Genomic DNA, 402 nt, shown 5'->3' on the forward strand with positions numbered 1-402 from the left:
CTACGCCCAGCGGGTCCGCTCACTGCTGGAACTGATCGATATCCTCGATGGCCACGAGGCGCGGTTTGCTGCGTTGATCGCCAAACGGCTCGACGCTGACCGCGGCTATCAGGCGATCCAGCAGGTACCCGGTATCGGGGTGACGCTGGCGGCGGTGTTCGTCGCCGAGATTGGTGACGCTCACCGCTTCACCGGTCCAGCCCACCTGTGCTCCTGGGCCGGACTTACCCCGCGCCACCGCGAGTCCGACGCCGTCGTACACCGCGGGCATATCACCAAACAGGGCTCCAAACTGGTCCGTTGGGCAGCGATCGAAGCGGTGCAGCGCCACCCCACGACGACCAAGATCGCGGCCGACAAAGACCGTATCGAAGCTCGCCGCGGCAAAAACATCGCCAAGGT

Annotated in this window: 1 protein-coding gene; it reads left to right on the forward strand. The window is 65.2% G+C overall.

Going from position 1 to position 402, the window contains the following annotated elements; all coding sequences use genetic code 11:
- Positions 1–402 (forward strand): transposase (locus F0Q45_RS26890; protein WP_149656689.1); only part of this gene is annotated, 402 nt, incomplete at both ends.

The sequence above is a fragment of the Mycobacterium simiae genome, from assembly GCF_008370645.1.
GTDB classification, from domain to species: domain Bacteria; phylum Actinomycetota; class Actinomycetes; order Mycobacteriales; family Mycobacteriaceae; genus Mycobacterium; species Mycobacterium simiae_A.